Below are 24727 nucleotides of genomic sequence, written 5' to 3'. Positions count from 1 at the left end.
GCTCAACGGTCCACTCTCTCACCCGTCCCGGACGGGTCGGTGCTTTCCGGTGCGGTGTCCGGCGCAGGGTCACTCGGCTGCTCCGGGTCGTCCGCCCCGGAGGCGGAGTCGGGCTCCTCCGGGAGACGGTCTCCGGGCGCCCCGGGGTTCCCGGGTTCGTCCGCGGCCTCCCCCGCCGTTCCGGGGCCGTCCTCATCGGTCTGCCGGGCGGCCGCCCGCTTGCGCTGGGTGTACATCCGGAAGCCGGCGAGGACAAGGAGCAGCACGCCGCCACCGATGACCAGCATCACGGTGGGCGTGACCTCGGTGACCTTCACATCGAAGCTGACGGCGTTGCCGTACTCCTGGCCGTCCTCGGTGTACAGCTGGGCGATCACCGTGACCCGGCCGTTGGCGTTGGCCGAGGTGGTGAACTTCACCGACTGGCTGTGCCCGCCGGAGATCTCCACGGGCTGCTCGTAGTAGGCCTTGCCGCCGATCTTCAAACGGGTCGGCTGGGTCGAGGTGAGGCGCAGCACCAGATGGCCCACGGGCTGCACGAGGTTGTTCTGAACGGTCACCGGGATGGTGGCGCTGCGGCCCGAGAGCTTGGTCTCGGACTTGTCGATCAGCTTGACCTGGTCGGCCAGCTCGTCGAGCCACGCCTCGACGCCGCCGCGGTAGTCGTCGGCCTTGTCGCTCCGGCCGCGCCAGGATGTGGACATCTCCCGGTTTATGGCCCGCCCGAAGGGGGTGACCACGCGGGACTGGTCGGTCAGGACCACCCGGAAGTTGTCGAGCTTGTCCTGGGTGCGGGCGATCTGCTCGAAGGCCGTCCGCGGCAGCTGCTGCCGGCGCAGCGAGGAGGGGTAGGCGGACGTCGACGGGATGCGCGTGGTGGCGTTCGGGTCGGGCTTGTCCTTGGCCGCCGCGGTGAGGTCCTGGGACTGGGACCAGGTGCCGCCCTGGAGTGCTCTCAGCGCTGACGCCATCGCCTGCGCCTGGCTCACCGTGGGCATGCGCTGCGGGGCGACGACGATGCTGCGCTGCTTGTCGGTCTGCGCGTTCAGCTCCAGGCTCTGGGCCAGGAAGTGCTGCACGGCGAGGGTGGCCGAGCCCGCCTTCGACAGGTCGTCCTCGAACGCCGTGGACAGCCGGGCGTCGGCGACCACCGCCGTGGTGCCTCCGCCGACCGGGCGGGCGGCGGACGGCGTGTACGAGAGCCCGGCGGTCTCCTGGAGGCTGTCGCTTCGGGCGATGATCCGGTCGGCTCCGGCGGAGGTCGCGACCTTCATGATCGACGGGTCCACGGTGCCGTCCACGGGCCAGGCGAAGTCGGTGCTCGGTGTGACGTGGAGCACGGTCTTGACGGTGGTCGCGGCGACGTCGGTGGCGTCCTTGAGGTGGCTGAGCGAGCCGGTGACGCTGGTGCCGTTGTGCGCGAGGGAGGCCAGGTCGGGGTCGGCGAAGGGCAGCGCGACGACCTCCTTGCCGGCCACGGCCTTCTGGAGACCGGCCAGCCACTGCTTGGCGACCGCCTGGTGCTCCCGTGAGCCGGGTGTGGTGGTGCCGTCCGGGCCCGGGAGCCGGTAGTTGCCGGTGGCCATCGCGTCTACCGAGGCCAGCAGGTCCGGATCGATCACCCAGGTGACGTCCAGGTCCTTGCCGAGGTCCACCATCTGGGCCAGCCGACCACCCGGGGCCAGGTCCTTGGCCAGGTCGTCGTTGAGGAACATCGGCGTCTGGAGCTCGCCCGCGCCGGTTTTGGCCGTCATGTGGACCGTGGAGATCAGCGGCCACAGGAACGTCGTCTTCGTCCTGGTGTCGGCGTCCGACGGCTGCCACGGCAGGAACGTCCGCTGGATGCCGAGTACCTGGTCCCAGCGCTGGGCGGAGGTCTGGCCGGACAGGGCGACCCCGAGTTCGTAGACACCGTCGTCACCGAGGTCGAGCTTGTCCACGGGAACGGAGAGGGTGAAGTGCTCGGCGACGCCCGGGGCCAGCTTGTCGAACTTCTCCTCGTACTTGTCGCCGACCTCGGAGCCGGCGGAGGCCTGCAGGTTGTCGGGGTGGCGGGCGACGGAGTCGATGGCCGAGCGGGTGGTCAGCGGGGGTCCCACACGCAGGCCCACATGGGCGTCGGTGACGGTCTGCTTGCCGTTGTTGGTCACCGTGCCGGACACGGTCAGCGTGTCGCCGTCCGTGGGCGCATTGGGGCTGAGCGAGTCCAGGGAGACGGACACCGTGTGCGAGGGGGCGGCCTGCGCGGGCCCGGCGGCGGGCAGCTGGAGCAGGCCGGCCAGTATGGGTGCACCTGCGAGGAGTGCCCCCGCGCGCCGCAGCCACCGGCGGGCAGGTGAGGCACTGGTCCCCTGGAAGTCAGCCGCCTCGGCCACGCGCTCGCCCGTCCCTCGTCGTCGTCAGTGGTCGTCGGAATGTGCGTCCACGCATGGTAACGATGCGCGCTGAATGGAAGTGCCGCGGTCTCCTCCACAAGATCGAAGGACTGCGGCTGACGCGTCCTCTATATCCAGTATCGAGGGGAGAGCGGCCGTACGCCGCAAGAGCAGTGCTTGCGGGGGTATGGCGTGAGCTGTCCGCGCCGCCCCGAGGGGGCTCCCCTGCTCGCTGGCGCCGCCGTAATGGGGGCGCCCCTGGTCGCGCGGGGCACGTACCCTCTTCTGTTGTGCCGAACCCCAACGAAGACACTCCCTCTGCCCTGAGCCAGGCGCAGCAGCGCGCGGTCGCCGAGCTGCTGCGGGTGGCCCCCGTCGCCGACGACCTCGCCCGCCGATTCCAGGAGGCCGGTTTCTCGCTCGCCCTGGTCGGCGGCTCGGTCCGTGACGCGCTGCTCGGCCGGCTCGGCAACGACCTGGACTTCACCACCGACGCCCGCCCCGAGGACGTACTGAAGATCGTCCGGCCATGGGCGGACGCCGTCTGGGAGGTGGGAATCGCCTTCGGCACGGTCGGCGCGCACAAGGGTGGCTACCAGATCGAGATCACCACCTACCGGTCGGAGGCGTACGACCGCACCTCGCGCAAGCCCGAGGTGTCCTACGGTGACTCCATCGAGGAGGACCTGGTCCGGCGCGACTTCACGGTCAACGCGATGGCCGTGGCGCTGCCCCAGAAGGAGTTCATCGACCCGCACGGTGGCCTGGAGGACCTCGCGACGCGTGTGCTGCGTACGCCGGGCACGCCCGAGGACTCGTTCTCGGACGACCCCCTGCGCATGATGCGGGCCGCCCGGTTCGCCGCTCAGCTGGACTTCGAGGTCGCCCCCGAGGTCGTCACCGCCATGACGGAGATGGCCGGGCGCATCGAGATCGTCTCGGCGGAGCGGGTCCGGGACGAGCTGAACAAGCTGGTCCTCTCCGCGCACCCGCGCAAGGGGCTCACGCTGCTCGTCGACACCGGGATCGCCGGGCACGTGGTGCCCGAGCTGCCGGCGCTGCGCCTGGAGCGTGACGAGCACCACCGACACAAGGACGTCTACGAGCACACGCTGATCGTTCTGGAGCAGGCGATCGCGCTCGAACAGGACGGCCCGGACCTCACACTGCGTCTGGCCGCGTTGCTGCACGACATCGGCAAGCCGCGTACCCGCCGCTTCGAGAAGGACGGCCGGGTCTCCTTCCACCACCACGAGGTGGTCGGCGCGAAGATGACCAAGAAGCGCATGACCGCCCTGAAGTACTCCAACGAGCTGGTGAAGGACGTCTCACGGCTGGTCGAACTCCACCTGCGCTTCCACGGCTACGGCACCGGGGAGTGGACGGACTCGGCGGTGCGGCGGTACGTCCGTGACGCGGGCCCTCTGCTGGACCGTCTGCACAAGCTGACCCGCTCCGACTGCACCACGCGGAACAAGCGGAAGGCCGTCGCGCTGTCCCGGGCCTACGACGGCCTGGAGGAGCGCATCGCCCAGCTTCAGGAGCAGGAGGAGCTGGACGCCATCCGTCCCGACCTCGACGGCAACCAGATCATGGAGATTCTGGGCGTCGGCCCGGGCCCGGTGATCGGCAAGGCGTACAAGCACATGCTGGAGCTGCGCCTGGAGAACGGCCCGATGGGGCACGACGCTGCGGTGGCCGCTCTCAAGGAGTGGTGGGCCGAGCAGAGCTGATCCAGGCCCGGGGGGTGTTTCACGTGAAACACCCGTCCGGGACGGAGGCACCGAGGGGCGATGTTTCACGTGAAACATCGCCCCTCGCTCTGTGCCGACACCCGAAGTGGGCTCAGCGGCGCTCCAGGGGGACTGGCCGGCGCTCGAAGTGAGCCAGAGTCGCGGCGACCGCGCCGTAGACCACGGCGACGAGCACCACCAACACCGCCGAGCGCCCGTCGGGCGGAAGCATCAGGGCCGCCACCCCCGCCGCGCCGACGAAAGCGACGTTGAAGAGCACGTCGTACACGGAGAAGATCCGGCCGCGGAAGCCGTCCTCGACGCGGGCCTGGACGATCGTGTCCGTGGCGATCTTGGCGCCCTGGGTGATCAGTCCCAGTACGAAGGCCGCGACCATGAGCGGCCCGGTGGCGAACGGAAGACCCAGGGCGGGTTCCAGCACCATGGCCGCGCCGGAGCACACCACGATCCAGCGGCCGGGGCCCAGCCGGCCCGCCGCCCAGGGGGTCACCACGGCCGCCGCGAAGAATCCCGCGCCGGACAGCGCCAGCGCCGACCCGAGCAGACGCAACCCTTCCTCGGACGTGTCGGAGAGGGCGTAGCGGCAGAGCATGAGCAGCAGGACCAGGAGCGCGCCGTAGCAGAAGCGCATCAGTGTCATCGCGGCGAGTGCCCAGGCCGCTTCCTTGCGCCGGGGTGCGGCCAGGTGCCGGACGGCCGCGAGCAGCTCCCGTGCCGTCTCGGCGAGTGCCGTACCGAGGCGGGGCCGCTCCGGGTGCCGGTCGGGCCCGAGGAGATCGGGGGCCAGGCTCAGGGACGCCAGGCTCGCGCACAGGTAGAGGAAGGCGCCGAGCAGTACCACCGTGGCATCGGAGCCCGACGCCACGAGCCGTACGCCGAAGGCCAGGCCCCCGCCGGCGGTCGCGGCGAGTGTGCCGGCCGTCGGCGAGAGCGCGTTTGCCAGCACCAGGCGTTCGGTGTCGACGACCCGGGGCAGGGCTGCGGACAGCCCGGCGAGAACGAAGCGGTTGACGGCCGTGACGCACAGCGCGGAGACGTAGAAGAGCCAGTCGGGGACACGGCCGATCATCAGCGCGGCGGTGGCCACGGCCAGCAGGGCGCGCAGCAGATTGCCGTACACGAAGACCTGCCGGCGCCGCCAGCGGTCCAGCAGGACGCCCGCGAAGGGGCCGACCAGGGAGTAGGGGAGCAGCAGGACCGCCATCGCCGAGGCGATCGCGGCGGGAGAGGTCTCCTTCTCGGGGGAGAAGACGACGTACGCGGCGAGCGCGACCTGGTAGACGCCGTCGGCGCCCTGGGACAGGAGGCGGACGTAGAGCAGGCGCCGGAAGTGCCGCAGTCGCAACAGCAGGCGCAGGTCACGTACGACGGGCATGAGCGACAGCCTCACATATGCGGAAGGTCCCCGGGTCAGGGAACCCGGGGACCTTCACAGCCCTGGCAGGAGCGTTCTCGTGCGAGCCGCAGCCGTCGGCCGCTTTTAGCGCTCGACCTCGCCGCGGATGAACTTCTCGACGTTCTCACGAGCCACGTCGTCGAAGTACTGGACCGGCGGGGACTTCATGAAGTAGGAGGACGCCGACAGGATCGGGCCGCCGATGCCACGGTCCTTGGCGATCTTCGCGGCACGCAGGGCGTCGATGATGACACCCGCGGAGTTCGGGGAGTCCCACACCTCGAGCTTGTACTCCAGGTTCAGCGGGACGTCACCGAAGGCGCGGCCCTCGAGGCGGACGTAGGCCCACTTGCGGTCGTCCAGCCAGGCCACGTAGTCGGACGGGCCGATGTGCACGTTCTTCTCGCCGAGGTCCCGGTCGGGGATCTGGGAGGTGACGGCCTGCGTCTTGGAGATCTTCTTGGACTCCAGGCGCTCGCGCTCGAGCATGTTCTTGAAGTCCATGTTGCCGCCGACGTTCAGCTGCATCGTGCGGTCCAGGATGACACCGCGGTCCTCGAACAGCTTCGCCATGACGCGGTGCGTGATGGTGGCGCCGACCTGCGACTTGATGTCGTCACCGACGATCGGCACACCGGCCTCGGTGAACTTGTCCGCCCACTCCTTGGTGCCGGCGATGAAGACCGGGAGGGCGTTGACGAAGGCGACCTTGGCGTCGATGGCGCACTGTGCGTAGAACTTCGCCGCGTCCTCGGAACCGACGGGCAGGTAGCACACCAGGACGTCGACCTGCTTGTCCTTGAGGACCTGGACGATGTCGACCGGCGCCTCGGCCGACTCCTCGATGGTCTCGCGGTAGTACTTGCCGAGGCCGTCGAGGGTGTGGCCGCGCTGGACCGTCACACCGGTGTTGGGCACGTCGCAGATCTTGATGGTGTTGTTCTCGGAGGCGCCGATGGCGTCCGCCAGGTCGAGGCCGACCTTCTTGGCGTCGACGTCGAACGCCGCGACGAACTCGATGTCGCGCACGTGGTAGTCACCGAACTGCACGTGCATCAGGCCGGGGACCTTGGACGCCGGGTCGGCGTCCTTGTAGTACTCGACTCCCTGCACCAGCGACGCAGCGCAGTTGCCCACGCCGACGATGGCTACGCGAACCGAACCCATTCCGGTTGCTCCCTGTGTGTACGAGTGAGGCCCTGACTGGGTCTCACGTGGCGGTGTCGTCGGGCGTATCCGTCCGAGGGGTTTCCCCGGGACGGGGCAGGCCGCCCGTCGATCCAGTGGTGGTGTCCTGCTGAGCGGGCCCCCCGGACGCGGAACCCTTCAGGTCCCGCCCGGCCCGCTCGCTTTCGATGAGCTCGTTCAGCCAGCGCACTTCGCGCTCCACGGACTCCATCCCGTGGCGCTGGAGCTCAAGTGTGTAGTCGTCGAGGCGCTCCCGGGTGCGCGCCAGGGAGGCGCGCATCTTCTCCAGGCGCTCCTCCAGGCGGCTGCGCCGGCCCTCCAGGACGCGCATGCGCACATCGCGCGAGGTCTGCCCGAAGAAGGCGAACCGTGCGGCGAAGTGTTCGTCCTCGTACGCGTCGGGGCCGGTCTGCGAGAGCAGCTCCTCGAAGTGCTCCTTACCTTCTGCCGTCAATCGGTACACGATCTTCGCGCGGCGTCCGGCGAGGGTGGCGGTGAGGGCGTCCTCCTGGGCGTTGCCCGGTTCCTCGATCAGCCAGCCGTTGGCGACCAGCGTCTTGAGGCAGGGGTAAAGGGTCCCGTAGCTGAACGCGCGGAACACACCCAGTGATGTGTTGAGTCGTTTGCGCAGCTCATAGCCGTGCATCGGGGACTCCCGCAGCAGGCCGAGCACGGCGAACTCGAGGATGCCGGAGCGCCGGCTCATCGTCGCCTCCTCTCGGTCCCGCAGGTCGGTCCCGCAGGTCTCGCAGTGCCTGTCAGCGTCCTTATTTCGCGCTGATGTATCGACTCGATACATCACGACGATAGAACGGCCTCTCGCAGGCGACAAGAGGAGCGATGGTGAACGGGATCACATCACCGATTCGTAGGAGGCAAGTTGCCTGTTTTGGGGTGAACTTCGGGGCTCGGTGGGTTTTGGTGGTGCGTAGTCTGTGCGGCATGCACACCACCGGGAACCGCGTGACGTCTGGGGAGCGTCCTCGTCCCCGGTGCAGTACGGGTGAATGCAGAATCGACCACATCCGTACTTCGGGGGGACCGGAAAACAGCCGCCGTTCCAGGCGCGCACGGGTGCGCCTGCCCGAGGAGTAATCGTTCGATGAGCGAGCACCGTCGCAAACCGCCGCAGCCGCAGGGAGGCGGACGTGCCGCGGCCCGACGCGGCCAGTCCGGTGCGTCCTCCGGCCGCCGTGCGGCACCGCGAGGCGCCACCGGGTCTCCTGCCGACTCCTATGGGTCCCGTTCCTATGAGTCGCAGTCCCAAGGCGAGGGAGGCGAGGAGCGTCTCTACGGCGGCCGTGCCGAGGCCCGCCGTGCGGCGCAGAGAGGCGGCCGGCGCAGAACGGCCGACAACCCGGGCCCCGGCGGCCGCCGCGGGGGACCGGGCGGACCGACCGGTCCCGGGCGCGGCAAGGGCCGCGCGACGGCGGCACCCGGCAAGAAGCGGTTCATCGACTACCCGAGGGCCGACAAGTACGGCTGGCGGCGCTGGGTGCCGTCCTGGAAGCTGGTCAGCGGACTGTTCATCGGCTTTGTCGGCAGCCTGGTGGTGATGGTCGGCATCGGCTACGCCATGGTCTCGATCCCGAACGAGAACGACGCGGCCAAGTCCCAGAACAACGTCTACTACTGGGCCGACGGCAGCCAGATGGTGGCGACGGGCACCGGGGTGAACCGGCAGAACGTCACCATCGACAAGATCCCCGAGGCCATGCAGTGGGCCGTGATCTCGGCGGAGAACAAGAGCTTCTACGAGGACTCGGGTGTCGATCCGATGGGTATCGCCCGAGCCCTGGCCAACATGGCCCGGGGCGGTCAGACGCAGGGTGGCTCGACCATCACCCAGCAGTACGTGAAAAACACCTACCTGAGCCAGGACCAGACCGTCTCCCGCAAGTTCAAGGAGATGTTCATCTCCATAAAGGTGGGCACGAAGCTCGACAAGAAACAGATCCTCCAGGGCTACCTGAACACCTCGTACTACGGCCGCGGCGCCTACGGCATCCAGGCGGCCGCTCAGACCTACTACGGCGTGGACGCGGTCGATCTCAAGCCGAGCCAGTGCGCCTTCCTGGCGGCGCTGCTGAAGGGCCCGACCTACTACGACCCGGCCGGCAACGCGGACCTCGACCCGTCGGCGAATGCCCAGGACAACCTGAAGCGGTCCCAGGAGCGCTGGTCCTGGATTCTCGAAGAGATGCACAAGGACAAGCACCTCACCGACGCCGAGTACCAGAAAGCCACCAAGGCCTACCCCAAGCCCCAGGGCCGCAAGGCGACCAAGGGCATGACCGGCCAGATCAGCTACCTCGTCGACACGGCCAAGAAGTACGTCCTGAACCACTCCGACATCACCGAGGCGCAGTTCGACCAGGGCGGCTACCAGATTTACACGACCTTCGACAAGAAGAGCGTCAACGCCCTGAGTGCCGCCGTGAAGAAGGTACAGAAGGAACGCCTTGACCCGAAGCACCGCGATCTGGACAAGTATGTCCAGTTCGGTGCCGCGTCGGTGAAGCCCGACGACGGTGCGATCGTCGCGCTCTACGGCGGTGACGGGTACGAGAACGGCCACTTCACCAACAACGCCGATACCTCCGGTGTCCCCGTCGGTTCGACGTGGAAGCCGTTCGTCCTCGCAGCGGCGATGGAGTACGGCACCTACAGGTCCGACGGTGAGGGCATCTCCCCGCTGAGCAAGTACAACGGCAACGACAAGCTCAGGGTGAAGAACCAGGACGGATCCGACGTCCTGAAGAAGGACGGCTCGGTCTTCTACCAGCGCAACGAGGGTCCCAAGCCGTGGGGCTACATCACGCTGCGCAAGGCCATGGAGCAGTCCGTCAACACCCCGTTCGTGCAGCTCGGCATGGATGTCGGGATGTCGAGGGTCCGGGACGTCGCGAAGGCGTCCGGCATCCTCGACTCGAGCTTCGCCTCGCTCAACCCGTCCTTCGCCATCGGTACCTCGACGCCGAGCGCGATCCGTATGGCCGACGCCTATGCGACGTTCGCGGCCTCCGGCCAGCACACGGACCCTTACTCGGTGGTAAGCGTCAAGAAGGACGGCGACGAACTGCCGGGCTTCACCAAGCCGAAGTCGACGCGGGCCATGCCGGAGGAAGTGGCCAACAACGTCACGGACACGCTGGAGAACGTGATCCAGAACGGCACGGGCCAGAACGCCAAGGCCCTGGGGCGTACCGCTGCCGGCAAGACCGGTACCACCGACAGCAACAAGTCGGCCTGGTTCGTCGGCTACACCCAGCAGCTGTCGACCTCGGTCGCGATGTTCCGCGAGAACCCCAAGGACCACGAGTTGCTGTCCATGAACGGCACGGCGGGCAAGGACTCCATCCACGGTGGTGACATCCCGACGCTGGTGTGGACCGAGTACATGAAGGACGCGCTCAAGGGCAAGAACGACCCCGGCTTCCCGAGCGCCACCGAGATCGGCAAGATCCAGGACGAGGCGGGCGCCCCCTCCCCGACTCCGAGCGTGACCATCACGCCGAGCCCGACGCCGAGCGACACGCCGAGCCCGACCCCGAGCGAGACGACCCCCACGCCGTCCCCGTCGGCGAGTGAGACCTGTCAGTTGGGCTGGGACCCGAACTGCGACGGGAACGGGAACGGCAATGGCAGCGGAGGCGTGGACACGGGCGGCACCGACGGAGGCGGAGACACGTCGCCGACGCCCACGGTCACCGATACGAGCGGAACCGGCAACACCCGAGGAAACGGCAACGGAGGGATCTTCGGCGGGCCGACCGGTTAGCCGGTGAACCGACCGATTGGCGGCCGTATCGCCCGCCAGGGGTGTTTCACGTGAAACATGGGCCGCCGCACCCAGAAGGTGCGGCGGCCCTCGGCGTATTCCTGGCCGGGTACGGCAGGATGTGCCCCATGCCCAGTGCAGAGATGACGCCCGCGAGCATGCACGACCCTGAGCCCGTGCGGCCCGCCACGGCAGAACCGGTGCAGCCGACCAGGGAGGACGAGGTCGCCGCCGCCGGCAGTGAGCTGATCGGCGGTCCCCTGGGGCGGCACGCCCTGCTGGGGACCTCGTGGTGGACGCCCGTACGGGTCGTGGCGCTCGTGGCGATCGGTATGTTCGCCCTAGGCCTGGTCCAGAAGGCGCCCTGCTACCACAGCGCGTGGTTCTTCGGCGCGAGCAGCCAGTACACGCACGCCTGCTATTCGGACATCCCGCACCTCTACCAGGGCCGTGGGTTCGCGGACCATCTCGTGCCGTACTTCGACAAGCTCCCGGGCGACATGGACTACCTCGAGTACCCGGTGCTGACCGGTGTGTTCATGGAGGTGGCCTCCTGGCTGACCCCGCACAGCGGCTCCATCCAGCACCAGGAGCAGTGGTACTGGTTCGTCAACGCCGGGATGCTGATGGTGTGCACCGCCGTCATCGCCGTCTGTGTGGCCCGTACCCACCGCAGGCGTCCCTGGGACGGTCTGCTGGTCGCCCTGGCACCCGCCTTCGCGCTGACCGCGACCATCAACTGGGACCTGCTGGCGGTGGCGCTGACGGCCGCCGCGATGCTGATGTGGTCGCGGGGGCGGGCCCTCGCCTTCGGGGTCCTCCTGGGGCTCGCCACGGCCGCCAAACTGTATCCCGTGCTGCTGCTCGGCCCCCTGCTGGTGTTGTGCTGGCGGGCCGGCAAGTGGCGGGAGTTCTTCCAGGCCGTGGCCGGCGCGTTCGGCGCCTGGCTCGTGGTGAATCTGCCCGTGATGCTCACGCACGACGCGACGGGTTTCCACATCCGCGAGGGCTGGGCGAAGTTCTACACCTTCAGCAAGGAGCGCGGCGTCGACTTCGGCTCCTTCTGGCTGATCTGGGCGCAGAACTCCAGCAATCCGCCTACCACCGCCTTCGTCAACAACGCGGCCACGGTGCTGGTGGTGCTGTGCTTCCTGGGCATCGCGGCGCTGACGTTCACCGCCCCGCGCCGGCCGCGCTTCGCCCAGCTGGCCTTCCTGATGGTGGCGGCCTTCGTCCTCACCAACAAGGTCTACTCCCCGCAGTACGTCCTGTGGCTGGTGCCGCTGGCGGTCCTCGCCCGGCCCAAGTGGCGGGACTTCTTGATCTGGCAGGCGTGCGAGGTGGCGTACTTCCTGGGTATCTGGATGTACCTCGCCTACACGACCAGCGGAGAGGCGCACAAGGGTCTGCCGACGCAGGGCTACCACTGGGCGATCGTGGTGCATCTGGTGGGCACGCTGTACCTGTGTGCGGTCGTGGTGCGGGACATCCTCATGCCGGAGCGGGACGTGGTGCGCCGGTCCGGCGACGACGATCCCTCGGGCGGAGCGCTCGACGGCGCGGAGGACGCGTTCGTGCTCGGGGCGGGGACCCATCCGCCGCAGCACGCAGGCCGGTTCGAGGGTCCTCAGGTGGACTGGGGGCGGCCGGAAACGCTGTCCCAGCGGGACGGTTCGCTCTGAGCGAACACCTCGCCGACGAGGTCTGAAGAAGGCCGTATCCGGAAGCGGATACGGCCTTTTCGCTGTCCTCGGCGGACTCAGCGGTCCACGAGCCGGTCGAACTGGGTGGTGGTGTGCCGCAGATGGGCCACCAGTTCGTCGCCCACCTTCGGCTCGGGGGCGTCCGAGGGGACGAAGAGGATCGACACCTGCATGTGCGGCGGCTCGGCGAACCAGCGCTGCTTGCCGCCCCAGACGAACGGGGAAAGGTTCCGGTTGACCGTGGCCAAGCCGGCCCGGGCGACGCCCTTGGCGCGCGGCATGACGCCGTGCAGGGCCTTCGGGGCCTCCAGGCCCACGCCGTGCGACGTACCGCCCGCCACGACCACCAGGAAGCCGTCGGAGGCCGCCTTCTGCTGCCGGTAGCCGAACCGGTCGCCCTTCGCCACGCGCGTGACGTCCAGGACGGCACCGCGGTACTCGGTGGCGTCGTGGTCCCCCAGCCACAGGCGCGTGCCGATGCGGGCGCGGAACCGGGTCTGCGGGAACTGCTGCTGGAGCCGGGCCAGATCGTCGGCCTTGAGGTGGCTGACGAACATCGTGTGCAGCGGCAGCCGGGCCGCGCGCAGCCGGTCCATCCAGCCGATGACCTCCTCGACGGCGTCCGAGCCGTCTGCGCGGTCCAGCGGCAGGTGGATGGCGAAGCCCTCCAGCCGGACGTTCTCTATGGCCTGGTGCAGCTGCGGCAGGTCCTGCTCGCTGATGCCGTGCCGCTTCATCGAGGACATCACCTCGATGACGACACGGGCGCCCACGAGGCCGTACACGCCGTCGACCGACGACACCGAGCGGATGACCCGGTCGGGCAGCGGCACGGGCTCCTCGCCGCGCCGGTACGGCGTCAGCACCAGCAGGTCGCCGCCGAAGAAGTCCTTGGTGCGCGCCGCCTCGTACGTCGTACCGACGGCGAGCAGGTCCGCGCCGAGCCGCGTGGCCTCCTCCGCCAGCCGCTCGTGCCCGAAGCCATAGCCGTTGCCCTTGCAGACCGGGACGAGGCCCGGGAACTGCTCCTGCACGTGCTTGTGGTGCGCCCGCCAGCGCGCGGTGTCGACGTAGAGCGTGAGCGCCATGGCCGGACCCGGGACCTTTCTCGTGGCTGTGGTGAATCGGAGGTGTGACAGCTGTGAAGCCTATGGAATCAAACGCCCGCGGCTCAGCGGCGCGACATGTAGATGTCGAGCGCCTTGTGGAGCAGCTTGTTCAGCGGGAAGTCCCATTCGCCGAGGTACTCGGCGGCCTGGCCGCCCGTGCCGACCTTGAACTGGATCAGGCCGAAGAGATGGTCCGTCTCGTCCAGCGAGTCGGAGATGCCGCGCAGGTCGTAGACCGTGGCGCCGAGCGCGTAGGCGTCGCACAGCATCCGCCACTGCATCGCGTTCGAAGGCCGGACCTCGCGGCCGATGTTGTCGGAGGCGCCGTAGGAGTACCAGACGTGCCCGCCGACGATCAGCATCGTCGCCGCGGACAGGTTCACGCCGTTGTGGCGGGCGAAGTACAGCCGCATCCGGTTGGGGTCCTCGGTGTTGAGGGCCGTCCACATGCGCTGGAAGTACGACAGCGGGCGGGGCCGGAAGTGGTCACGGACGGCCGTGATCTCGTACAGCCGCTGCCACTCGGCCAGGTCCTGGTAGCCGCCCTGGACGACCTCGACGCCGGCCTTCTCCGCCTTCTTGATGTTGCGGCGCCACAGCTGGTTGAAGTTCTTGTGGACCTCTTCCAGGGAACGGTTCGCCAGCGGCACCTGGTAGACGTAGCGGGGCTGCACGTCGCCGAAGCCGGCGCCGCCGTCCTCGCCCTGCTGCCAGCCCATGCGGCGCAGCTTGTCGGCCACCTCGAAGGCGCGCGGCTCGATGAAGTCGGCCTCCAGGTCGCGCAGCCGCTTGACGTCCGGGTCCTGGATGCCTCTCTTGATGGTGTCCGCGTTCCAGCGACGGATGATCACCGGCGGGCCCATCTTCACCGAGAAGGCGCCCTGCTGCTTCAGGTGCGCCAGCATCGGCTGGATCCAGTCGTCCAGGTTCGGTGCGAACCAGTTGATGACCGGGCCCTCGGGCAGATACGCGAGGTAGCGCTTGATCTTGGGCAGCTGCCGGTACAGGACGAGGCCCGCGCCGACCAGCTGGCCGCTCTTGTCGAACCAGCCGAGGTTCTCCGAGCGCCACTCCGCCTTCACATCTGCCCAGGCCGGGACCTGCATGTGGCTCGCCGACGGCAGGCTCTGGATGAAGGCCAGATGCTGCTCGCGACTGATGGTCCTCAGGGTCAGGCTCATTCGGGGCGCTCCTCGGGCTGGTGTGTCCCCATGGGTACAGGGGCTCCGGCTCTAGCGCCGAAGCCTACTGCGCCATGCGAGCGCCCCGACTGGGCGTACGGGCGTTAACGCTGCGGGGTCAGCCGACGAGCCCGCCGAACAGTCCGCCGTGAGCCATGCCGATCAGGAAACCGACACCCGCGGCACCGAGACCCAGGATCAGGAAGAACCGCTCCCTCGTGGTCTCCGAGATCCACTGCCCGTAGGCGCCGGTGGCCAGCGCCACCAGGCCCGCCCATGAGGTCAGCAGGTGGATGCTGTGGAAGAAGGACGTGATGAACGACAGCACGCCCAGGACGAACGTCACCGCCATCAGGGCGTCCTGAAGCGGATGAGGCTTGCCGTCCGTGGCGAAGAGGGAACCGGCGGTGTTGGGTCGCAATGCCTGTGCCATGGGCACCTCCTGCGGAAGGCGGCGCATCGTAGCGCCGTACACACCCGATGTGTACAGATTGTGGGTCCCGACGGCCGGATTTCAACCGGAAGCGGGTGTGCGGGTAGTCTGTACCGTCTGCACTGGTGTCTGCCCAGACCTGCCCAGGTCACACAGCGTCCACACGATCGGCTCCCCCGAGGAGTCCAGATTGTCAGTGGCGGCCGATACCGTTGCGTACGCATCACGACCCTCCTGCCACGGAACGACCGTGGCCGCTGAGTCCAAAGGAGGTGGGTTCCACATGCGTCACTACGAGGTGATGGTCATCCTCGACCCCGATCTCGAGGAGCGTGCTGTCTCCCCGCTGATCGAGAACTTCCTGTCCGTCGTCCGTGATGGCGGCGGCAAGGTTGAGAAGGTCGACACCTGGGGCCGTCGTCGTCTCGCCTACGAGATCAAGAAGAAGCCCGAGGGCATCTACTCGGTCATCGACCTGCAGGCCGAGCCTGCGGTCGTCAAGGAGCTCGACCGCCAGATGAACCTGAACGAGTCGGTCCTCCGGACCAAGGTCCTCCGCCCCGAGATGCACTGAGCGTTCCCGCTCAGTTGATCTCGGGATTCGAGTAGCACCAAGCAGCCAGCAGCAAACCCGCCGAGAGGTTCCCCCATGGCAGGCGAGACCGTCATCACGGTCATCGGCAATCTTGTCGACGACCCCGAGCTGCGCTTCACCCCGTCCGGTGCGGCGGTCGCGAAGTTCCGTGTCGCGTCCACCCCCCGCACCTTCGACCGTCAGACGAACGAGTGGAAGGACGGCGAAAGCCTCTTCCTGACCTGCTCGGTCTGGCGCCAGGCGGCGGAGAACGTCGCCGAGTCGCTGCAGCGAGGCATGCGCGTCATCGTGCAGGGCCGGCTGAAGCAGCGGTCGTACGAGGACCGTGAGGGCGTCAAGCGCACGGTCTACGAGCTGGACGTCGAGGAAGTCGGCCCCAGCCTGCGCAACGCCACGGCCAAGGTCACCAAGACCGCCGGTGGCGCTCGCGGTGGCCAGGGCGGTTACGGCGGCGGTGGCGGCCAGGGTGGCGGCGGCTGGGGCGGTAGCCCCGGTGGCGGCCAGCAGGGCGGCGGCGCTCCGGCCGACGACCCGTGGGCGACCGGCGCTCCGGCCGGTGGCAACCAGGGCGGCGGCAGCTGGGGCGGAGGCTCCGGCGGCGGTGGCGGCTACTCGGACGAGCCCCCCTTCTAGGCCTTCGGGCCCGGCCTTCCGGGCCTGAGCCGGTCGAAGGCGGGTCGTACCCCAACTTCTTGATCACACAGGAGAAACACCATGGCGAAGCCGCCTGTGCGCAAGCCTAAGAAGAAGGTCTGCGCTTTCTGCAAGGACAAGGTCACGTACGTGGACTACAAGGACACGAACATGCTGCGGAAGTTCATTTCCGACCGCGGCAAGATCCGTGCCCGCCGCGTGACCGGCAACTGCACGCAGCACCAGCGTGACGTCGCCACGGCCGTCAAGAACAGCCGTGAGATGGCGCTGCTGCCCTACACGTCCACCGCGCGATAAGGGAAGGGTGACCGACTCATGAAGATCATCCTCACCCACGAGGTCTCCGGCCTCGGTGCCGCGGGCGACGTCGTCGACGTCAAGGACGGTTACGCTCGCAACTACCTGATCCCGCGGAAGTTCGCTATCCGCTGGACCAAGGGTGGCGAGAAGGACGTCGAGCAGATCCGTCGTGCTCGCAAGATCCACGAGATCCAGACCATCGAGCAGGCCAACCAGGTCAAGGGCCAGCTCGAGGGCGTGAAGGTCCGTCTGGCCGTCCGCTCCGGCGACGCCGGCCGTCTCTTCGGTTCCGTCACCCCGGCCGACATCGCGTCCGCGATCAAGGCTTCCGGTGGCCCCGAGGTCGACAAGCGCCGCATCGAGCTGTCCGCTCCGATCAAGACCCTGGGCGCCCACGAGACGTCCGTGCGTCTGCACCCCGAGGTTGCCGCCAAGGTCAACATCGAGGTCGTCTCGGCCTGATCGCCGCGTGATCGCTGCGCTCGCTTGAGCCGGTGAAAGGGGCCGCACCCTTCGTGGGCGCGGCCCCTTTCCCATGCCGGGGGTGGTCACCACGGCATGTTTCACGTGAAACGGTCAGCGGCTCGCGCCCGTCACGATCCAGCTGCCGGACCGGGCCCGCAGCCACAGCGTCAGCATGCGGATGGTCATCATCAGCGTCATCGCTGCCCAGAGCGTGGTGAGGCCACCGCCGAGCGTGGGGACGAGCAGAGCCGCCGGAGCGAACACCGCCAGGGTGACGATCATGGCCCAGGCAAGATACGGCCCGTCGCCCGCGCCCATCAGGACCCCGTCCAGGACGAAGACGATCCCGCAGACGGGCTGCGAGAGAGCCACCAGCAGCAGGGCCGGCAGCGCCGCGTCCTTCACCACGGAGTCGCTGGTGAACATCGGCAGGAACAGCGGTCGTGCGGCCACGACGAGCAGACCCAGAACGACACCGGTCGCGATGCCCCACTGGATCATGCGGCGGCAGGCTTCGCGCGCGCCCTGGGCGTCCTCCGCTCCGAGGTAGCGGCCGATGATGGCCTGCCCCGCGATCGCTATCGCGTCGAGCGCGAAGGCCAACAGGCTCCACAGGGACAGGATGATCTGGTGCGCGGCGATGTCGGCGTCACCGAGACCGGCCGCGACCGCGGTGGCGATCATGAGGATCGCGCGCAGAGAGAGCGTGCGGACCAGCAGGGGTACGCCAGCCTGAGCCGAGGCGCGGACACCGGCGGCGTCCGGCCGGAGGGAAGCACCGTGCCGGTGGGCGCCACGTATGACCACGGTCAGGTAGACGGCCGCCATGCCGCACTGCGCGATGACCGTTCCCCAGGCCGAACCGGCGATGCCCAAGCCTGCGCCGTAGACGAATCCCACGTTGAGCCCGGCGTTGGCGACGAAACCCGCGACGGCGACGTAGAGCGGGGTCCTGGTGTCGTGGAGGCCGCGCAGCACTCCGGTCGCGGCCAGGACGATGAGCATGGCCGGGATGCCCAGCGCGGAGATGCGCAGATAGGTGGTCGCGTACGGGGCCGCGGTCGGGGAAGTGCCGAACAGGCCCACGATGCCGGGGGCCAGCGGCAGGACGACGGCGATGACGGCGATGCCGAGCAGTAGCGCGAGCCAGATGCCGTCCATGCCCTGCCGGATGGCCGCCGTGAGATCGCCGGCGCCGACGCGGCGGGCCACGGCGGCCGTGGTGGCGTAGGCGAGGAAGACGAAAACGCTCACAGCGGTGGTGAGAAGCGCCGAGGCGACGCCGAGACCGGCGAGCTGAGCGGTCCCGAGATGGCCGACGATCGCACTGTCCGCCATGACGAAGAGAGGCTCAGCGACGAGGGCGCCGAAGGCCGGGACGGCCAGCGCGACGATCTCTCGGTCGTGCCGCCGTCGGGTGGCCTGGGGTATCGCTGGAGCCTGTGTCATGAGCATCAATCTAATCGTCCACAGGTAAGAGATGCAACTGGCTTTTGATCCTTACTCCTCCTCTCGGGTCGTGTCCTTTCGGGAACCGTTCGATGCGATCTTGAGCCGACTGGGGAAGTTTTTCTTCTGCACAGCCGGTGGATCGGAAAAGTGCAGGTCACAGGCTCGTTCATAACGAGATAGAGGGCTTGTTCACAGGGCTGTCCACCGGGTCGTGCACAGGTTTCGCCGAGTTCTCCACAGCATCGGGGCGGTCGTCCACATGGCCTGTGGATAACCAGATTGGCTGACGGTGCCGAGGGGCCTACCGTTGTCCGGCGCCCGCTCCTTCTCCGGGTCCGGCAAGCATCCTTCTTCCGGCCCGGGAACCGTCATAAATCCGACGCGTGAGAACCGGAGTTGGGCCTCTCAGTTGTCAGTGTCGTGCCGTACAAAAGAGGACACGGCGAGGTCCGCCGTGCGGACGGGAGGAGGTGGCTCGGTGAGTATTTCCGAGCCCTTGGACGATCCGTGGGCCGACAGCGGACCCAGCGATCGTCTGCCGGCCTCCCGTCGGCGCAGTGACGGCGGCCGGGGTCGTGACGATCAGCACGACCGGGGCCGGGACAACGGAGCCTGGGACGGCGGGGGTTCGTCGTTCGAGCGGGTGCCGCCTCAGGATCTGGACGCCGAGCAGTCGGTGCTGGGCGGCATGCTGCTGTCCAAGGACGCCATCGCCGATGTCGTCGAGATCCTCAAGGGCCACGACTTCTACAAGCCCGCGCACGAGACGATCTACCAGGCCATCCTGGACGTCTACGCCAAGGGCGAGCCGGCCGACCCGATCACCATCGCCGCCGAGCTCACCAAGCGCGGCGAGATCAACAAGGTCGGGGGTGCCGCGTATCTGCACAGCCTCGTCCAGACCGTGCCCACGGCTGCCAACGCCGAGTACTACGCGGAGATCGTCCACGAGCGGGCCGTCCTGCGCCGCCTGGTCGAAGCCGGTACGCGCATCACGCAGATGGGATACGCGGCCGACGGAGACGTGGACGAGATCGTCAACAGCGCCCAGGCGGAGATCTATGCCGTCACCGAGCAGCGCACCAGCGAGGACTACCTCCCGCTCGGAGACATCATGGAAGGCGCCCTCGACGAGATCGAGGCGATCGGCTCGCGCAGCGGCGAGATGACGGGCGTGCCCACCGGATTCACCGATTTCGACTCGCTGACGAACGGCCTCCACCCGGGCCAGATGATCGTCATCGCGGCCCGACCCGCCATGGGTAAGTCGACCCTCGCACTGGACTTCGCGCGGGCCGCCTCCATCAAGCACAACCTCCCGAGCGTCATCTTCTCGCTCGAGATGGGCCGCAACGAGATCGCGATGCGTCTGCTGTCCGCCGAGGCCCGGGTCGCGCTGCACCACATGCGGTCCGGCACGATGACCGACGAGGACTGGACCCGGCTCGCCCGCCGCATGCCGGACGTGTCGGCCGCGCCCCTGTACATCGACGACTCCCCCAACCTGTCGATGATGGAGATCCGCGCCAAGTGCCGGCGCCTGAAGCAGCGCAATGACCTGAAGCTGGTCGTCATCGACTACCTCCAGCTGATGCAGTCCGGCGGCTCCAAGCGCGCCGAGAGCCGCCAGCAGGAGGTCTCGGACATGTCCCGTAACCTCAAGCTGCTCGCCAAGGAGCTGGAGATCCCGGTCATCGCGCTCTCCCAGCTCAACCGTGGCCCCGAACAGCGCACCGACAAGAAGCCGATGGTCTCCGACCTGCGTGAGTCCGGCTCCATCGAGCAGGACGCCGACATGGTCATCCTGCTGCACCGCGAGGACGCGTACGAGAAGGAGTCCCCGCGCGCGGGCGAGGCCGACCTGATCGTCGCCAAGCACCGAAACGGTCCGACGGCCACCATCACGGTCGCGTTCCAGGGCCACTACTCGCGTTTCGTGGACATGGCCCAGACCTGATCCGGTAAACGGATTCGACGCCCGCCGCCGCAACGGGTGAACTGGGCCCATGACGACACCTCAGGAAGAACTGCTTCCCGGCACCCGGCGTGCCCTGCTGCACCGGATCGCCGTCGCGCAGGCCGAAGGGCGGGCTCCGTCACTGGTCGCCGCCGTCGTACGGGGCGGGCGGGCTGTGTGGCACGGGGCGCGGACCTCGGTGGACGGGCACGGGCCGGACGAGACCGTGCAGTACCGGATCGGGTCCATCACCAAGACCTTCACCGCCGTCCTGGTGATGCGGCTGCGCGACGAGGGCCTGCTCGATCTCGGTGATCCGCTGGAGAAGCATCTGCCGGGCACCGGCGCGGGTGAGGCGACGATCGCGGAACTGCTCGCCCACACAGCGGGGTTGGCGGCCGAGTCACCCGCACCCTGGTGGGAACGGACGCCCGGCTCCCTGCGGCCGGAGCTGAGGGATGTGCTCGGGGAACAGCCCCTGTTGCATCCCGTCGGCCGGCGGCACCACTACTCCAACCCCGGCTACACCGTGCTCGGCGCCTTGGTGGAGGAGCTGCGCGGCGCTCCCTGGGAGGAGGTGCTGCGCAACGAGATCCTGGAGCCGCTCGGCCTGCACCGGACCGGGGTACGGCCGGAGCCCCCGCACGCGGGTGGATGGGCCGTGCACCCGTGGGCCGACGCCATGCTGCCCGAGCCGACGGAGGACCTGGGCCGGATGGCGCCGGCCGGTCAGCTGTGGTCGACCACCGGGGACCTGGCGCGGTTCGCCGCGTTTCTGGCCCAGGGGGACGACCGGGTCCTGAGCGCGGAATCGGTGCGGGAGATGCGTACCCCGGCGGCGCCCGCCGAGGCGGCGGACGTGGTGGACGGCGTCACATACGGCTTGGGCATGCAGATCCAGCGGCGTGACGGCCGGCTGCTCGTCGGGCACTCCGGTTCGCTGCCGGGCTTCCTCGCGAACCTCACCATCAGCGTGGAGGACGACGTGGCCGCGGTGGTGCTCGCCAACTGCACCAGCGGACCACTGCTGGGTGCGGTGGGAGCGGACCTCGTCCGGATCGTCGCCGAGACGGAACCACGCATCCCGGAGCCCTGGCGGCCGCTGCGCGAGGTCGACCCGGCGGTGCTGGAGCTGGTGGGGCAGTGGTACTGGGGCACCCACGCCGTCGGGCTGCGCGCCACCACCGACGGTCTTCTGGCGCTGGCACCGTTGGCCGGCGGCGGCCGCAGGGCCCGCTTCCACGCGAACGGTGACGGCACCTGGACGGGGCTGGAGGGTTATTACGCCGGTGAGGTGCTGCGGCCCGTACGGCGCCCGGACGGGTCCCTGAGCCACCTCGACCTCGGCTCGTTCGTGTTCACACGGCAGCCCTACGCCCCTGAGTCTGCGGTGCCGGGGGGTGTGGACCCGCAGGGGTGGCGGGGCATCGGCTAGCCCCCCGGATGCCGAGAGGGGTGTGTTTCACGTGAAACACACCCCTCTCGGCATCCGGCGCTCTGACGACGGGGAGACTGGCAGCTCCGGTTCAGCGGCACGGCTCCGGTTCCGCGGCCAGAACCGCAGCTCCGGGGTCGCCGTCAGAGCCGCAGCTTGAAGCCCTCGTGCGAGGCGCTGAAGCCGAGCCGCTCATAGAAGCGGTGGGCGTCGGTGCGCGACTTGTCGGACGTGAGCTGCACCATCTGGCAGCCGAGCCGCCGGGAGGTGTCGATCGCCCACTCGATCAGCAGGCTGCCCAGTCCGCTGCCTCGCTCGTCGGCGTGGATACGCACGGCCTCGATGAGCGCGCGGGTGGACCCCTTGTGCGAGAGGCCGGGGATGATCGTGAGCTGGAGGGTTCCGATCACGCGGCCCTCGCGTACGGCGACGACGACATGCTGGTTCGGGTCGGCGGCGAGCCGTTCCAGTGCGGTTCTATACGGGGTCAGGTCGTCGGGTGACTCGCGCTGCGCCCCGAGCGGATCGTCGGCGAGCATGGCGACGATCGCCGGGAGGTCCTCGGCGATCGCAGGGCGTATTTCAAGATCTCCCATGCGCGCACCCTACGCGGGCACGTTCAGTGACTCCACCACCCGGACCAGCGGGGCCAGTTCGGGGTTCTTGGCGGCGTCGTCCAGGGCCTCGCGCAGCGCCGCGTCATTGGTGGGCCGCGCCTCCTCCAGCAGCCGCAGGCCCGCCTCGGTGACGTTGGTGTAGATGCCGCGCCGGTCGGTCGGGCACAGGTAGCGCTCGAGCAGGCCGCGGTCCTCCAGCCGGGTCACCAGGCGGGTGGTGGCGCTCTGGCTGAGTACGACCGCGTCGGCGACCTGCTTCATTTGCAGATGTCCGCCCTCGCCGTCGTGCTGCCGGCTGAGCACGTCCAGCAGGGAGTACTCGCGCACGCTCAGGTCGTGCTTGGCCTGAAGGGCGCGCTCGATGAGCGCCTCGATCCTTCCGTGCAGCGCAGAAAGAGCGCACCAGCCCTGGGCGAGGGCGGTGAGCGCGGGGTCCGTCGCTGTCATTGGCGTTTTCCTCCGTCCCGGAGCGGCTGCACCACCAGAGTAGAGCACCGGCGCAATAGTCGGCGCTTGCAAGTTCCCGCGTCTGCAATTATTGTGGGCGAACGCAAAGCGCTCCTGCAATCGTCTGGGAAGGTGTACCCCCACATGCCTCTCGCGCTTCTGGCCCTCGCGATCGGGGCCTTCGGAATCGGAACGACCGAGTTCGTGATCATGGGCTTGCTGCCCGAGGTCGCAGGCGACTTCGGGGTCTCCATCCCCACGGCGGGCCTGCTCGTGACCGGCTACGCGCTCGGTGTGGTCATAGGTGCCCCGCTGATGACCCTGTTCGGCACCAAGATCCCGCGCAAGCGGATGCTGATGCTGCTGATGGGCCTGTTCATCGCCGGAAACCTGCTCTCCGCCGCGGCCCCCGCCTTTGTGATCATGCTGCTCGGACGCGTGGTCGCCTCGCTTGCCCACGGTGCCTTCTTCGGCATCGGCTCGGTCGTCGCGGCCGAGCTGGTCGCGCCCGACAAGAAGGCCGGCGCCATCGCGATGATGTTCACCGGCCTGACCGTCGCCAATGTCGTCGGCGTCCCGCTGGGCACGCTGATCGGACAGGCCATCGGCTGGCGCGTCACCTTCGGCCTCGTCGCCGCCCTCGGGGTCGTCGGTCTCGCCGGTATCGCCAAGCTCGTTCCCGAGCTGCCGCGGCCGGAGGGCGTACACCTGCGGCACGAGCTGGCCGCCTTCAAGAACGCTCAGGTGCTGCTCGCCATGGCGATGACCGTCCTCGGCTTCGGCGGTGTCTTCGCGGCCATCACCTACATCGCGCCGATGATGACCCACATCGCCGGATTCGCCGACGGCTCGGTCACCTGGCTGCTGGTTCTGTTCGGCCTCGGCATGGTCGGCGGCAACCTCGTCGGCGGCACGTTCGCCGACCGCGCGCTGATGCCGATGCTGTACGTCTCGCTCGGCGCCCTGGCCGTCGTCCTGGCGCTCTTCACACTCACCGCCCACAACAAGATCGCGGCCGCGGTGACCATCGCGCTGATCGGCGCCCTGGGCTTCGCCACCGTGCCGCCGCTTCAGAAGCGCGTCCTCGACCAGGCGCACGGCGCCCCGACGCTCGCGGCGGCCGTGAACATCGGCGCCTTCAACCTGGGCAACGCCCTGTCCGCCTGGCTCGGCGGCCTCGTGATCGCGGCCGGCTTCGGCTACACGGCCCCCAACTGGGTCGGCGCCGCCCTCGCCGCTGCCGCCCTCGTCCTCGCCGTCCTTTCCGCCGCCCTGGAGCGCCGCGACCGTACGCCCGGCACCGTGGTCGCCTCCGGGACGCCGGCGGGGCAGCAGGCGCACGTCCACCACTGAGCCGCCCGCACCCCGGGCGCCTCGCCATCCGTAATCCCACAGCTCCGTACCGGGGCCGTTCCCGGTACGGCAAGCACCCACCACTGCACCATCCAAGGAGACAGCTCCATGAGCACCACCGCCGTCGCCCCGCTCACCACCGAGGACGCCGAGCTGCTCGTCACCACGGCCCGCCGGGCGGCCGAGGAAGCCGGAGTCACCGTCAGCGTCACCGTTCTGGACACCGGTGGCCACCTGCTCGCCTTCCGCCGGGACGACCGGGCCGTGCTGATCTCGGGTGAGACCAGCACCCGCAAGGCCTATACGGCCCTTCAGCTGAACGCGCCCACCGCCGACCTCGTCGATGCCGTCCAGCCCGGCGGGCTCTTCCACACGCTGCCCACGGCCCTCGACCGGCCCCTGCTGTTCATCGCGGGTGGCATCCCCGTCCACCGGGACGGCCGGCTGATCGGTGCGATCGGCGTCGGCGGTGGTGCGCCGGAGCAGGACCACGGCTTCGCCACCGCGGCCGTGCAGGCCCTCGCCTGAGCCA

Annotated in this window: 21 protein-coding genes; 11 read left to right on the top strand and 10 right to left on the bottom strand. The window is 68.8% G+C overall.

Annotation, left to right across the window (positions count from 1 at the left end):
• Nucleotides 1–2: 2 nt before the first annotated feature.
• Complete coding sequence (locus tag ACZ7DL_RS21770) at nucleotides 3–2375, bottom strand: DUF6049 family protein (RefSeq protein ID WP_470776060.1); 2373 nt, start codon at nucleotides 2373–2375, stop codon at nucleotides 3–5.
• Nucleotides 2376–2665: 290 nt separating this feature from the next.
• Here ACZ7DL_RS21770 and ACZ7DL_RS21765 point away from each other — a divergent pair, with 290 nt between their 5' ends.
• Complete coding sequence (locus ACZ7DL_RS21765) at nucleotides 2666–4108, top strand: CCA tRNA nucleotidyltransferase (RefSeq protein WP_470776058.1); 1443 nt, start codon at nucleotides 2666–2668, stop codon at nucleotides 4106–4108.
• 112 nt (nucleotides 4109–4220) lie between these two features.
• On the opposite strand, the gene ACZ7DL_RS21760 is transcribed toward ACZ7DL_RS21765, so the two are convergent.
• From ACZ7DL_RS21760 to ACZ7DL_RS21750, 3 genes are all read right to left on the bottom strand, one after another.
• Nucleotides 4221–5504, bottom strand: coding sequence for an MFS transporter (locus ACZ7DL_RS21760; protein ID WP_470776056.1), 1284 nt, complete (start codon nucleotides 5502–5504; stop codon nucleotides 4221–4223).
• A 105-nt stretch (nucleotides 5505–5609) separates the two neighbouring features.
• Nucleotides 5610–6692, bottom strand: coding sequence for an inositol-3-phosphate synthase (locus ACZ7DL_RS21755; protein ID WP_470776054.1), 1083 nt, complete (start codon nucleotides 6690–6692; stop codon nucleotides 5610–5612).
• A gap of 43 nt (nucleotides 6693–6735) precedes the next feature.
• Complete coding sequence (locus ACZ7DL_RS21750) at nucleotides 6736–7419, bottom strand: PadR family transcriptional regulator (protein WP_470776052.1); 684 nt, start codon at nucleotides 7417–7419, stop codon at nucleotides 6736–6738.
• A gap of 396 nt (nucleotides 7420–7815) precedes the next feature.
• Here ACZ7DL_RS21750 and ACZ7DL_RS21745 point away from each other — a divergent pair, with 396 nt between their 5' ends.
• Nucleotides 7816–10494: a transglycosylase domain-containing protein gene (locus ACZ7DL_RS21745; RefSeq protein WP_470776050.1), complete on the top strand. Its 2679-nt coding sequence runs from the start codon at nucleotides 7816–7818 to the stop codon at nucleotides 10492–10494.
• A gap of 128 nt (nucleotides 10495–10622) precedes the next feature.
• Nucleotides 10623–12176 carry a glycosyltransferase family 87 protein gene (locus ACZ7DL_RS21740; protein WP_470776048.1) on the top strand — a complete coding sequence of 518 codons (1554 nt, stop codon included), beginning with the start codon at nucleotides 10623–10625 and terminating at the stop codon, nucleotides 12174–12176.
• 77 nt (nucleotides 12177–12253) lie between these two features.
• On the opposite strand, the gene ACZ7DL_RS21735 is transcribed toward ACZ7DL_RS21740, so the two are convergent.
• The 3 genes from ACZ7DL_RS21735 to ACZ7DL_RS21725 form a co-directional block, all read right to left on the bottom strand.
• Complete coding sequence (locus ACZ7DL_RS21735) at nucleotides 12254–13285, bottom strand: alanine racemase (RefSeq protein ID WP_470776046.1); 1032 nt, start codon at nucleotides 13283–13285, stop codon at nucleotides 12254–12256.
• A gap of 83 nt (nucleotides 13286–13368) precedes the next feature.
• Nucleotides 13369–14487 carry a lipid II:glycine glycyltransferase FemX gene (locus ACZ7DL_RS21730; protein ID WP_470776044.1) on the bottom strand — a complete coding sequence of 373 codons (1119 nt, stop codon included), beginning with the start codon at nucleotides 14485–14487 and terminating at the stop codon, nucleotides 13369–13371.
• 118 nt (nucleotides 14488–14605) lie between these two features.
• Nucleotides 14606–14920 (bottom strand): hypothetical protein, encoded by a 315-nt coding sequence (locus tag ACZ7DL_RS21725; RefSeq protein ID WP_470776043.1) that lies wholly within the window; start codon nucleotides 14918–14920, stop codon nucleotides 14606–14608.
• A gap of 283 nt (nucleotides 14921–15203) precedes the next feature.
• On the opposite strand from ACZ7DL_RS21725, the gene rpsF reads away from it, so the two are divergent.
• From rpsF to rplI, 4 genes are all read left to right on the top strand, one after another.
• A complete protein-coding gene (gene rpsF / locus ACZ7DL_RS21720) occupies nucleotides 15204–15494 on the top strand; it encodes a 30S ribosomal protein S6 (RefSeq protein WP_043502363.1) in 291 nt (96 codons plus the stop codon).
• 75 nt (nucleotides 15495–15569) lie between these two features.
• A complete protein-coding gene (locus ACZ7DL_RS21715) occupies nucleotides 15570–16148 on the top strand; it encodes a single-stranded DNA-binding protein (protein WP_470776042.1) in 579 nt (192 codons plus the stop codon).
• Nucleotides 16149–16229: 81 nt separating this feature from the next.
• Nucleotides 16230–16466 (top strand): 30S ribosomal protein S18, encoded by a 237-nt coding sequence (rpsR, locus tag ACZ7DL_RS21710; protein WP_003949403.1) that lies wholly within the window; start codon nucleotides 16230–16232, stop codon nucleotides 16464–16466.
• Nucleotides 16467–16484: 18 nt separating this feature from the next.
• Complete coding sequence (rplI, locus tag ACZ7DL_RS21705; RefSeq protein ID WP_470776041.1) at nucleotides 16485–16931, top strand: 50S ribosomal protein L9; 447 nt, start codon at nucleotides 16485–16487, stop codon at nucleotides 16929–16931.
• 114 nt (nucleotides 16932–17045) lie between these two features.
• On the opposite strand, the gene ACZ7DL_RS21700 is transcribed toward rplI, so the two are convergent.
• On the bottom strand, nucleotides 17046–18383 hold the full coding sequence (locus ACZ7DL_RS21700) for an MATE family efflux transporter (RefSeq protein ID WP_470776040.1): 1338 nt from the start codon (nucleotides 18381–18383) through the stop codon (nucleotides 17046–17048).
• A gap of 481 nt (nucleotides 18384–18864) precedes the next feature.
• On the opposite strand from ACZ7DL_RS21700, the gene dnaB reads away from it, so the two are divergent.
• Together dnaB and ACZ7DL_RS21690 are read left to right on the top strand one after the other, a co-directional pair.
• Nucleotides 18865–20343 carry a replicative DNA helicase gene (dnaB, locus tag ACZ7DL_RS21695; protein ID WP_470776038.1) on the top strand — a complete coding sequence of 493 codons (1479 nt, stop codon included), beginning with the start codon at nucleotides 18865–18867 and terminating at the stop codon, nucleotides 20341–20343.
• A 49-nt stretch (nucleotides 20344–20392) separates the two neighbouring features.
• Nucleotides 20393–21778 (top strand): serine hydrolase domain-containing protein, encoded by a 1386-nt coding sequence (locus ACZ7DL_RS21690; protein ID WP_470776036.1) that lies wholly within the window; start codon nucleotides 20393–20395, stop codon nucleotides 21776–21778.
• A gap of 143 nt (nucleotides 21779–21921) precedes the next feature.
• Here ACZ7DL_RS21690 and ACZ7DL_RS21685 read toward each other — a convergent pair whose 3' ends face one another.
• A complete protein-coding gene (locus tag ACZ7DL_RS21685) occupies nucleotides 21922–22374 on the bottom strand; it encodes a GNAT family N-acetyltransferase (protein ID WP_470776034.1) in 453 nt (150 codons plus the stop codon).
• Nucleotides 22375–22383: 9 nt separating this feature from the next.
• Nucleotides 22384–22842, bottom strand: coding sequence for a MarR family winged helix-turn-helix transcriptional regulator (locus ACZ7DL_RS21680; RefSeq protein ID WP_470776032.1), 459 nt, complete (start codon nucleotides 22840–22842; stop codon nucleotides 22384–22386).
• A 144-nt stretch (nucleotides 22843–22986) separates the two neighbouring features.
• Here ACZ7DL_RS21680 and ACZ7DL_RS21675 point away from each other — a divergent pair, with 144 nt between their 5' ends.
• On the top strand, nucleotides 22987–24195 hold the full coding sequence (locus ACZ7DL_RS21675; RefSeq protein WP_470776031.1) for an MFS transporter: 1209 nt from the start codon (nucleotides 22987–22989) through the stop codon (nucleotides 24193–24195).
• Between the two features lie 108 nt (nucleotides 24196–24303).
• A complete protein-coding gene (locus ACZ7DL_RS21670) occupies nucleotides 24304–24723 on the top strand; it encodes a GlcG/HbpS family heme-binding protein (RefSeq protein WP_470776030.1) in 420 nt (139 codons plus the stop codon).
• Nucleotides 24724–24727 lie beyond the last annotated feature (4 nt).

It is taken from the genome of Streptomyces sp. NPDC036984 (genome assembly GCF_055607665.1).
This window is presented reverse-complemented; position numbering and strand designations above follow the sequence as displayed.

Coding starts and splice junctions, on each gene's coding strand:
- ACZ7DL_RS21725 (WP_470776043.1), bottom strand. CDS start 14,920: ATGGCACAGGCATTGCGACCCAACACCGCCGGTTCCCTCTTCGCCACG.
- ACZ7DL_RS21755 (WP_470776054.1), bottom strand. CDS start 6,692: ATGGGTTCGGTTCGCGTAGCCATCGTCGGCGTGGGCAACTGCGCTGCG.
- ACZ7DL_RS21730 (WP_470776044.1), bottom strand. CDS start 14,487: ATGAGCCTGACCCTGAGGACCATCAGTCGCGAGCAGCATCTGGCCTTC.
- ACZ7DL_RS21680 (WP_470776032.1), bottom strand. CDS start 22,842: ATGACAGCGACGGACCCCGCGCTCACCGCCCTCGCCCAGGGCTGGTGC.
- ACZ7DL_RS21675 (WP_470776031.1), top strand. CDS start 22,987: ATGCCTCTCGCGCTTCTGGCCCTCGCGATCGGGGCCTTCGGAATCGGA.
- rpsR (WP_003949403.1), top strand. CDS start 16,230: ATGGCGAAGCCGCCTGTGCGCAAGCCTAAGAAGAAGGTCTGCGCTTTC.
- ACZ7DL_RS21750 (WP_470776052.1), bottom strand. CDS start 7,419: ATGAGCCGGCGCTCCGGCATCCTCGAGTTCGCCGTGCTCGGCCTGCTG.
- ACZ7DL_RS21690 (WP_470776036.1), top strand. CDS start 20,393: ATGACGACACCTCAGGAAGAACTGCTTCCCGGCACCCGGCGTGCCCTG.
- ACZ7DL_RS21760 (WP_470776056.1), bottom strand. CDS start 5,504: ATGCCCGTCGTACGTGACCTGCGCCTGCTGTTGCGACTGCGGCACTTC.
- ACZ7DL_RS21715 (WP_470776042.1), top strand. CDS start 15,570: ATGGCAGGCGAGACCGTCATCACGGTCATCGGCAATCTTGTCGACGAC.
- ACZ7DL_RS21670 (WP_470776030.1), top strand. CDS start 24,304: ATGAGCACCACCGCCGTCGCCCCGCTCACCACCGAGGACGCCGAGCTG.
- ACZ7DL_RS21745 (WP_470776050.1), top strand. CDS start 7,816: ATGAGCGAGCACCGTCGCAAACCGCCGCAGCCGCAGGGAGGCGGACGT.
- rplI (WP_470776041.1), top strand. CDS start 16,485: ATGAAGATCATCCTCACCCACGAGGTCTCCGGCCTCGGTGCCGCGGGC.
- ACZ7DL_RS21700 (WP_470776040.1), bottom strand. CDS start 18,383: ATGACACAGGCTCCAGCGATACCCCAGGCCACCCGACGGCGGCACGAC.
- ACZ7DL_RS21735 (WP_470776046.1), bottom strand. CDS start 13,285: ATGGCGCTCACGCTCTACGTCGACACCGCGCGCTGGCGGGCGCACCAC.
- ACZ7DL_RS21740 (WP_470776048.1), top strand. CDS start 10,623: ATGCCCAGTGCAGAGATGACGCCCGCGAGCATGCACGACCCTGAGCCC.
- ACZ7DL_RS21685 (WP_470776034.1), bottom strand. CDS start 22,374: ATGGGAGATCTTGAAATACGCCCTGCGATCGCCGAGGACCTCCCGGCG.
- rpsF (WP_043502363.1), top strand. CDS start 15,204: ATGCGTCACTACGAGGTGATGGTCATCCTCGACCCCGATCTCGAGGAG.